A 9,025-nucleotide genomic window follows, 5' to 3' on the forward strand; every position below is an offset into this window, starting at 1 on the left:
TTGCCGCCTGCGTATAAATTTAACGGCCGAGTCAAATTTGACAAATTTTGGCAAATTCTCACGAGGCCGTTTACCGAGCCACGCGTCAAATTTGACCCAAGCTCGCCCTATCCGTTCATCTTAGATAGCTTTTCGTTTTTGAGATTTGCCTCCATCTGGCGGATCTCCTCCTCACCGCTCCTTACGATGCCTTCGTCGCACTCGAAGTTTTTGGCGTCTATTTTTTTCGGGTATTCGACGTTTGCCAGAATGTATCTAAAAAGGTTTATACGAGCCTGTTTTTTACTATCTGAGACGATGATCGTCCACGGGCAAAACGGCGTGTTTGAGGCTAGCAGCATCGAGTATTTGGCGATGGTGTACTGATCCCAGAGCTCCTGACTTTTCTCATCTACAGGAGAGATTTTAAACTGCTTTAGCGGGTCGGTGAGGCGCTCTTTGAAGCGCTTTTTTTGCTCCTCTTTCGAAACCGAGAGGTAAAATTTAAAGAAAATGATGCCCGAGTTTTTGATCATCTCCTCAAATTTAGGCACCTCGCGCAAAAACTCCTTGTGCTCCTCCTGCGTGCAAAAGCCCATTACAGGCTCGACGCCAGCGCGGTTATACCACGAGCGGTCAAAGATCACGATCTCGCCAGCGCTTGGTAAATGTGCGACGTAACGCTGGAAATACCACTGCGAGCGCTCGACGTCGCTTGGCTTTTCAAGCGCGACTATGCGGCATCCGCGCGGATTTAGGTGCTCGGTTAGGCGCTTTATCGAGCCGCCCTTGCCCGCCGCGTCGCGTCCCTCGATGATGATGAGTACGCGCAGACCCTGCTCTTTTACGTGATTTTGAAATTTTAAAAGCTCGATTTGTAGTTTTCGCAGCTCGTGCTCGTAGTCGAATTTCACGCTATCCGTGCCGTTTTTACTCACTCTAAACCTCCTTTGGGTATTTTTAAAATGTTACTATCAAATAATTAAAATTTAGCTAAAATACGCCTCTTAATTTAACATTTAACGCTGACTTTATGGGAGCTTGTGTAAAATACGACAAAAATTTCAAGGAATATTATGATTTTTAGGATGATTTTTGCGGCGATTTTGACCTGTTACGCTATGTTTGCCGAACCGCTTTCAGTCAAAGAAGCCTTCGGCCTCACCGCACACGCCGACGAGCAAAACGTCGAGTTTAGATTTGCCCCAGCGCCAAATATCCACGTCTATAAAGACAGCCTCGCAGCAAGCCTAGGCGACAAAATTTTAAACTCGCATCTAAACTTTCCAAAAGGCAAAATTTACGATGAGCGCGAGGTTTATACGGGCAAATTTAGCCTTTTTGTGCCGATAAATTTGCTAAAAGGGCTTAGCGGCGGCGAAAATTTCACCCTAAAGCTCGAATACCAAGGCTGCGCCAAAGACGGCATCTGCTACCAACCGCAAGTACTCAAATTTAGCGTCAAAAAGGGTCTTAGCGGCTACTCGGTTGCACAGATCATAGAGGCCGCCGAGCCTGAATTTGCCGGCTTGCAGGCGCCGCTCTCCGAGCAAGACTCCATCGCCGCAAGCCTTAGCAGCGCAAATTTCCTCCTCTCGCTCGCCACGTTTTTTGGCTATGGGCTGCTACTATCGCTCACGCCTTGCATATTTCCGATGATACCGATCTTATCGTCAATCATCGTCTCAAAGCAAGCTAGGGGCGAGAAAAACGGCGAGGTAAATTTAAGCGCGCCAGACGAAACTTCGACCAAATTTGATAGCGACAACCCGCACGCTAAAAAGGACAAAAACAAAAACTCGCGCGCTACGAGCGGCTTTTTCCTCTCTCTTGTCTACGTTTTTGCGATGGCGTGCGCCTACGCGGTCGCAGGCGTGGCGGCTAGCGTTTTTGGCTCGGGCGGACAAAGCGCGCTGCAAACACCGGCCGTACTGATCGGATTTAGTCTCGTTTTCGTCGCACTCGCACTTTCGATGTTCGGACTTTACGAGCTTCAGATGCCCCTTGCTATGCAAAATGCGCTTAACAAAAAAGCTCAAAGCAAAGGCGGCATAATCGGCGTTTTTGCGATGGGATTTTTATCCGCACTCATCGCTAGCCCCTGCGTCGCCGCACCTCTTGCGGGCGCGCTGCTTTACATCGCGCAGAGCGGAAACGCGCTATTTGGCGGGCTTGCGCTCTTTACGATGGGGCTTGGCATGGGCGTGCCGCTACTGATTATCGGTGCTAGCTCGGGCAAAATTTTACCGCGACCAGGCGCATGGATGGACAAAATCAAGACGCTTTTTGGCTTTATCATGCTGATAATGGCGGTCTGGCTGAGCGCACGCGTGCTGGGCACTATGGCGGAGCTGCTGCTTTACGGCGTTATCGGCGTGTTTGCGAGCGTATTTTTCGGAGCTTTTGATGCGACAAAGGACGAGTACGGCAACGGCAAAAAACTACTAAAAGGCACGGCGCTATTAGCCTTTATCTACTCTGTCTTGCTGATCGTGGGCTCATTTTCGGGCGCAAAATCGGCGCTAAATCCGCTCGAAGGCTTTAAAAATGCAGGCGGCTCAGGCGTAAATTTGAGCAAAAATGAGCCAAATTTTATCACAGTGTCAAATTTGACAGAGCTAGAAAATGCAATAAAAAGCTCGTCTAAACCCGTGCTTATTGACTTTTACGCGACTTGGTGCGCTAGCTGCAACGAACTTGACGAGATAACTTTCAAAGACGAAGCCGTGCTAAAAAAGCTAGCAAATTTCACTCTTTTGCGAGTGGATGTGACGAAAAATAGCAGTGACGACACGCAGATAATGAAAAAATTCGGACTCATCGGACCGCCAGCAATCCTATTTTTCCGTGCCAACAGCGACGCGCAAGACGAGCTAAAAAATGCACGCCTCATCGGATTTTATCCGCCCGAAAAGTTTTTAGCTCGTCTTGAAAAATTCGGGCTGTGAAATTTGCGCGGAGATTTTTACGGTTTTATTCTTAAAATTTGAGATAATTAAAGCTGATTTAAATTTCGCTCGCTATAATTTCGCCTATCGTTACCCTGTAGTTTAGTGGTAGAACTGCTGACTCTGGATCAGCTAACAGAGGTTCGAATCCTTTCAGGGTAACCACCTATTTACACTGCCACCAGCTAAAATTCAAAATTTCGAGTTGTTTTGTGTTGATTTTAAAATAGCATCTACCAAGCTATTTTAGCGAGCCCTACTCCGCCGTTTTTGAAAAGGTAAATATCTTTTTAAGCTTTACAAGGCCGAGCTTCACGCCGCTATATCTCATTATCTTTGCCATCTGCGTCCATTTGGGCTTTTCGTAGCACGGATGCGGGCATTTGCGGCAGCTTGGCTTGATATCGTGCAAACAGACCAAAAGCCGCTCGTGAGCGTAGAAAAACAGCTGCTCGCACTCCGTGCAAAGGCGCGTCTGCACGCTACGGTTTAGGTTTTCGCCCTTATAAATTAGCTCCAAATTTATCTCGCGCTTCGTCTCTAGTGCATGTTTGTCGCCGCAGTATGTTTGCAAAAATTTCGCTAAAGTAGTGACCTGTTCGGTAAATTTCTCATTCGTCATGCATATTTCCTTTGGGCAAATCTACCAAATTTCGGGTCTCACAGCGTTAATCTAACTCAATGCCGAATTTCGCCCGCGCCCTTTGCAGATCCTCCTCGCAGTCTATGCCGATGCTGTCGCTTTGCACTTCGAGCATGAGGATTTTTTCGCCGTTTGATAGAGCGCGCAGTTGCTCGAGCTTTTCGGTATTTTCAAGCGTCGACGGCGCAAATGAGCAAAATCTTTTTAAATTTGCCGCACTGTAGCCGTAGATACCCAGATGCGCCTTGTACGCGTCAAACGGCGCGCGGTCAAACGGGATGCGCGATCGCGAAAAATAAAGCGCGTAGCCCGAGTCGTCGGTCACGACCTTGACCAGGTTTTTATCGTCCGCTAGCTCGCTGCCCACAAATTTAAAGCACGAAAACATAAATGCTCTCTCCACGTTTTTCTCGCAAAATTCTCTAAATTTAACGATATTTTCAGGCTCGATAAAGGGCTCGTCGGCCTGCACGTTTATGATGATCTCGCTATCTTTGACGCCAAGTATTCCAGCCGCTTCGTTGATGCGGTCGGTTCCGCTTTGATGCGCCCGGCTAGTCATCACGGCTTTAAAGCCAAATTTTTGCGCGATCTGCGCCACGCCCTCGTCGTCTGCGGCGATCACGACCTCGTCAGCCGCGCTCACCCTGCGCGCCGTAGCGACAAACATCGGCACGCCGTTTATCTCGCGTAAAATTTTATTAGGCATTCGCGTCGAGGCGAGCCTTGCAGGGATAATAATCATCGCTCGATCCAGGCTAAAATTTTAGCTTCTATATCGCTTTTTGCGGCGATTTCGTTATGCACGGCGGCTTTTGCAAATAGCGATTTTATCGCGCCTGGCACTTCGTCGTTAAACTCCGCTGCCAAGGCCTCAAGCCCGATTTTTTCGTCTTTTAGCGTTTCGTTTTTTAGCGCTTTAAACATACTCGGAGCAAATTTGACCCAGTGCGCGGTCGACGTTATCACGCACGGACGCGTCAAATTTGCCGCCGCTTTAAAGCATGTAGCCGTGTGTGGATCGACGGCGACGCCTTTTGCCGCCCACTCTTTTATGTATTTCTCGCACTCCGCGTCACTGCAAAAATCAGCGTCAAAGTCCTCTTTTAGCGCGTCTAGCTCGCTATTTGAAAGCTCGTAAAAACCATCGCTCGCGAGACTATCCATCAGCTCCTTGGTTCGCACGGCGCCAAATTTATCAAAAAGCAGCCTCTCGACGTTTGAAGAAACGAGGATATCCATCGCCGGGCTGATCGTTTTAACTAGGCTTTTGCCGCGCAGATCATATCGCCCCTGCGTGAAAAACTCGGTAAGGATGTTGTTTGCGTTTGAGACGATTTTGATTTTACCGATTTTTGCGCCCATTTTTTTAGCGTAGTATGCGCCCAGAGCGTTGCCAAAGTTTCCGCTAGGCACGACGATGTCAAATTCGCCCTTTAGCTCGCCCGTTTTTAGCAGAAAAACGTGGGCGTAAACGTGATAGATGATCTGAAATAAAATCCGCCCGAAATTTACCGAATTTGCCGCCGAGAGCGAGAGACCGGCAGCGCTTAGGCGCTCTTTAAATTTCTCGCTAGCTAGCAGGCTTTTTAGCGCGCGCTGCGCATCGTCGAAGTTGCCCTCGATGCCGATTACTTTGAGGTTTGCGGCGTCGGCATTTATCATTTGTAGGCGCTGTACCTCGCTCGTGCCGTCTTTTGGATAGAGGCAAACGACCTTGACGCCCGGTGCGTCCGCAAAGGTCTCTAGCGTCGCAGGCCCCGTGTCGCCGCTAGTCGCGCACATTATGAGGTATTTTTCGCCTCTTTTTGCAGCCAGCTCGCTAAGTAGCGCGCCAAACGGCTGCAGCGCCATATCTTTAAAAGCGCGCGTAGGTCCGTGATAAAGCTCGTTTACGTAGAGGTTTTCGCCGATTTTTCGCACCTGCACGGGATTTTGCGGATCGTCAAATCTCTCGTACCGCTTCACTGCCCGCTCAAACATCGCCGCATCCGCGTCAAATCCGAATTTCTCTATGATTTTTAGAGCGATTTGTGCATAGGTAAAATTTACCGCCTCAGCAAAAAATTTATCGTCCAGCTGCGGTAGCTGCGTCGGTGCGTAAAGCCCGCCGTGAGCGGAGCTGGGGCTTAGTAGCGCTTGGCTAAATTCCACGCTTTTTAGGCTCTCACCCGCACTCGCTCTAGTTTGAAATAACTTCATTTACTTTCCTTTTTTATCCATTTTTTGTATTTTTTGCTAGCTTTATCAGCTTTAAAAGCCACTATTTCAGGCAGCTCGTAGTCGTGATGTTTCGCGATAAATTTAGCGACTTTTTTAAATTTAACCGCGGTTTTTATGAGCAAAACCCGCTCCTTTTCATCCTTTATCTCGCCGTCCCAAAAATAAACGCTATTTGCCTTAAAAACGCTGACGCAAGCGGCAAATTTAGCTTTTACGAGCTTTTTGGCTAGAGTTTTAGCCGCGGCCTTGTCGGCGCAAGAAGTTAGTACGAATTTCATTAAAGCGTCCCTAAATTTTTAGCAGATTATAGAATTTTCTCTTTGATAATTCGTTTAAATTTATCCGCCAGCGTCGTTTTTAGCGCGATGACGGAGAGCGGCAGGCCAAACTCCTCCACCTTTACGGCGTCTTTTCGCGTGACCAAAAGCGAGGTCGCGCCGTAGCGCTCTAGGATACTCGCTAGCTCGTCCCGCGAAAACGCGTAGTGATCGGGATAAATCTCGCGCCCTACGCAAAGGCTAAAATAAGGCTCCAGACGCTGCGGATTTGCGATAGCGGTGACCAATACCATCTTTTTAGTTTGATTTATGATTTCGCTCTCTCGAGTAAAGTCCTCGCCCTCTTTTACGACGTAGTCGGCTTTGGCATAAAATTTGCTCGGGTAGCGATACGCGCCGCTAGGCAGGACGAAATCAAAATAAGGCTTTGAGGAGGGGCGGATCAGGACGTTAAATTTTTTGATGTGAAATTTACCGAAGCCGTCATCTAGTAGCACGTACTTTGCGCCCATTTTTTTGGCTTCGTTTATGGCGATATCGCGGTTTTCGCTCACGATAACGTTTGCGTTTTTTACGCTTTTTGCGTACTCCATGGCTTCGTCGCCGCTAGCTGTGACGCCCACTAAAATTTCGCCAGAGATAGCGACTTTTATGAGTCCTTTTGAAGCTCTACCGTAGCCTCGTAACACGACGCAACCGCCATCAAATTCGTTTAATATAGCAATACCCAGCGGCGTCTTTCCGCTACCGCCCAGGGTTAAATTTCCGATGCTAATAATCGGGATGTCAAAATCTAAAGCTTTGCTAAATTTGGACTTCAAAATCACGCCCGCGCAGTAAATCCAGCTAAGCGGCAAAAGCGCGATAGCTAGGCACTTTTGCCGTAAATTTGGAGTGTAAAAATACTCCTGCGCGAAGGCGTAAATTTTCCTTTTAAACACGCGTTTTAGCTACTTCTCGCACGCTCTCGCAGATATAGGCGACCTCTTCGTCGCTAAGCGCGTTGTAAACGGGCAGCGAAAGCACCTGCTGATAGGTTTTTAGCGCATTTGGGAATGAATTTACCTTAAGCCCGTATTTGCTTTTATAGTAGCTTAAAAGGTGCATCGGTTTGTAGTGAAGCGCCGTGTGGATGCCGCGTTCTAGCAGCTCCTTGGCAAACCCGTCGCGGTTTTTGTCGATCTTAATGATGTACTGGATATAGACGTGGTCGCGCTTTTTGATCGGTAGCGAGACGTGCGGGCAGTCTGCGAGCTCTTTGTCATAGATAGCGGCGATCTGTCTGCGTCGCGCGATAAATTTATCCGTCTTTTCAAACTGCGCCACCGCATACGCCGCGCAAAGCCCTGTTAAATCGTACTTTACGCCGATATCAACGACGTCATAGACATAGCCCAGGTTGCCGTCTTTATCTATGCCGCCATTCACGATCGCGTGGTTTCGCAGCAACCTAGCGCGCTCGGCGATAGCATCGTCGTCCGTTAGCATAAAGCCCGCCGTCGCGATTGGGTTTGTGAGCTGTGAATGCACATTAAAGCAAGAGATAAGCGAGCGCTCATCAGAGCCGATTTTTACGCCGTTATAGGTTAGGCCGACGGACTTGCCAGCGTCGTCTAATACTTTTACGTCGTACTCCTGCGCGATAGCGTAAATCTCGTCCATATCCGACGCCTGCCCTCCGACGTGGTTTACAAAGATACCTTTTAGCTTTTTGTGATTGTGCACTTTTAGCGTGTCTCGCAGCGATTGGGGGTTCATGTTAAAGTCGTCTTCGTTGATATCAACAAATATCGGCTCGGCGTCAAAATGCCTGATCGCCTGCGCCACGCTCGGAGTGGAGTTTACCGAGCAGATGATCTTGTCGCCGCGTTTTAGATCCATCGAACAAAGCGCCAAATGGTGAGCGGCGCTGTTATTATTGGTCGTAACGGCGTGTTTTACGCCAAAATACTCCTTAAGCTCGGACTCCAGCCGCTCCACGATCACCGAACCGTGGTCGTTTAGAGCCTCTTTGATGAGCGTAATCTCGGCCTCGTCGATAGTAGGTCTATAAAACGCTATCTCTTCCATTGTGCCTCCTTGTTTTTTTATTTTTATCTTACCTTCTGCGTTCTTTTTTTGTTTTTAAATTTATTTTGCTGCCAAATTTACAGCAGTTTTATCTATTTTTACTTTCAGAAAAATCATCGCGACTTTGCCGCTAAATTTAACGCATCTCAAAGCCGAGAAAATTTGATGCCGAATCAGCCGTCAAATTTTACCGTTTTTATTCGCAAAACCTCAGCCAAATTTATCGCCGTAGCAGTAAATTTAGCTCAAATTTTACTCACCGTCCAAACTAGCAACGGGCGGCAACGAGAGTTTAAATTTATTTGCTCTCATCCTTGAAAATACCATCGCAACGAGCTTTGGGTCAAATTCTCGCGCCAGCTCGGCCTCGCCTTTACTCTGCACTAAACGCAAAACTTCATCCAGTCGCTCGTAGCTATAGCCTATATCGGCTTCGTCACTTTGTCCTTCCCAAAGGTCGGCGGACGGGGCTTTTGCGATGATTTTTTCATCAATATCTAGCTCGCGCGCTAGCTCGTAAATTTCAGTTTTAAAGAGCTCGCCGATCGGATTTAGCGCGCACGCCATGTCGCCGTAGATCGTACCGTATCCAAGAAGGCGCTCGCTTTTGTTGCTAGTACCCACAACTAGCGCGTTTATCTTTGCCGAATAGTCGTAAAGCAGACACATCCTGGCTCTTGCGCTTAGATTTCCCATGCGCAAATTTGACAGCGGCTCGCCGATTTGCGCGGTAAAACTATCCAAAATCGGCTGGATTTCGATGATTTTATGCGTTATTTTTAGATCTTCGCAAAGCTTTAGCGCGTCGCTTAAATTTCGCTCGTTTGAGTACTTTGTCGGCATCAAAAGCGCATGCGTTTCAAAGCCCGTGCGCGCGCAAAGAG

9 protein-coding genes and 1 tRNA gene are annotated in these 9,025 nt (G+C 48.2%); 2 read left to right on the forward strand and 8 right to left on the reverse strand.

The window, feature by feature from the left end:
• Positions 1-107: 107 nt before the first annotated feature.
• The gene (gene ppk2, locus H740_RS03620) at positions 108-917 is read right to left on the reverse strand and encodes a polyphosphate kinase 2 (protein ID WP_002951386.1); all 810 of its coding nucleotides are present in this window, start codon (positions 915-917) and stop codon (positions 108-110) included.
• Positions 918-1,055: 138 nt separating this feature from the next.
• Between ppk2 and dsbD the strand changes: the two genes are divergently transcribed.
• Entirely contained in the window at positions 1,056-2,927 is a 1,872-nt protein-coding gene (gene dsbD / locus H740_RS03625; protein ID WP_002951388.1) for a protein-disulfide reductase DsbD, read from the forward strand.
• A 91-nt stretch (positions 2,928-3,018) separates the two neighbouring features.
• Positions 3,019-3,092, forward strand: a tRNA-Gln gene (locus H740_RS03630).
• A gap of 91 nt (positions 3,093-3,183) precedes the next feature.
• Here the strand turns inward: H740_RS03630 and H740_RS03635 are convergent.
• From H740_RS03635 to nadE, 7 genes are all read right to left on the reverse strand, one after another.
• Positions 3,184-3,549, reverse strand: coding sequence for a nitrous oxide-stimulated promoter family protein (locus H740_RS03635; protein WP_002951390.1), 366 nt, complete (start codon positions 3,547-3,549; stop codon positions 3,184-3,186).
• 46 nt (positions 3,550-3,595) lie between these two features.
• Positions 3,596-4,315, reverse strand: coding sequence for a 3-deoxy-manno-octulosonate cytidylyltransferase (kdsB, locus tag H740_RS03640; RefSeq protein WP_002951392.1), 720 nt, complete (start codon positions 4,313-4,315; stop codon positions 3,596-3,598).
• On the reverse strand, positions 4,312-5,772 hold the full coding sequence (thrC, locus tag H740_RS03645) for a threonine synthase (RefSeq protein ID WP_002951393.1): 1,461 nt from the start codon (positions 5,770-5,772) through the stop codon (positions 4,312-4,314). The genes kdsB and thrC overlap by 4 nt, the downstream gene beginning before the upstream one ends.
• Positions 5,769-6,071 carry a divalent-cation tolerance protein CutA gene (cutA, locus tag H740_RS03650; protein WP_002951394.1) on the reverse strand — a complete coding sequence of 101 codons (303 nt, stop codon included), beginning with the start codon at positions 6,069-6,071 and terminating at the stop codon, positions 5,769-5,771. The genes thrC and cutA overlap by 4 nt, the downstream gene beginning before the upstream one ends.
• Positions 6,072-6,097: 26 nt before the next feature.
• Entirely contained in the window at positions 6,098-7,012 is a 915-nt protein-coding gene (locus H740_RS03655) for a tetraacyldisaccharide 4'-kinase (RefSeq protein WP_002951395.1), read from the reverse strand.
• Entirely contained in the window at positions 7,005-8,141 is a 1,137-nt protein-coding gene (locus tag H740_RS03660) for a DegT/DnrJ/EryC1/StrS family aminotransferase (RefSeq protein ID WP_002951396.1), read from the reverse strand. Before H740_RS03660 ends, H740_RS03655 begins: the two co-directional genes overlap by 8 nt.
• Positions 8,142-8,393: 252 nt before the next feature.
• On the reverse strand, positions 8,394-9,025 hold a 632-nt coding region (gene nadE, locus H740_RS03665; RefSeq protein ID WP_002951397.1), incomplete at its 5' end, for an NAD(+) synthase.

It is taken from the genome of Campylobacter showae CC57C (assembly GCF_000344295.2).
Classification (GTDB): domain Bacteria; phylum Campylobacterota; class Campylobacteria; order Campylobacterales; family Campylobacteraceae; genus Campylobacter_A; species Campylobacter_A showae_B.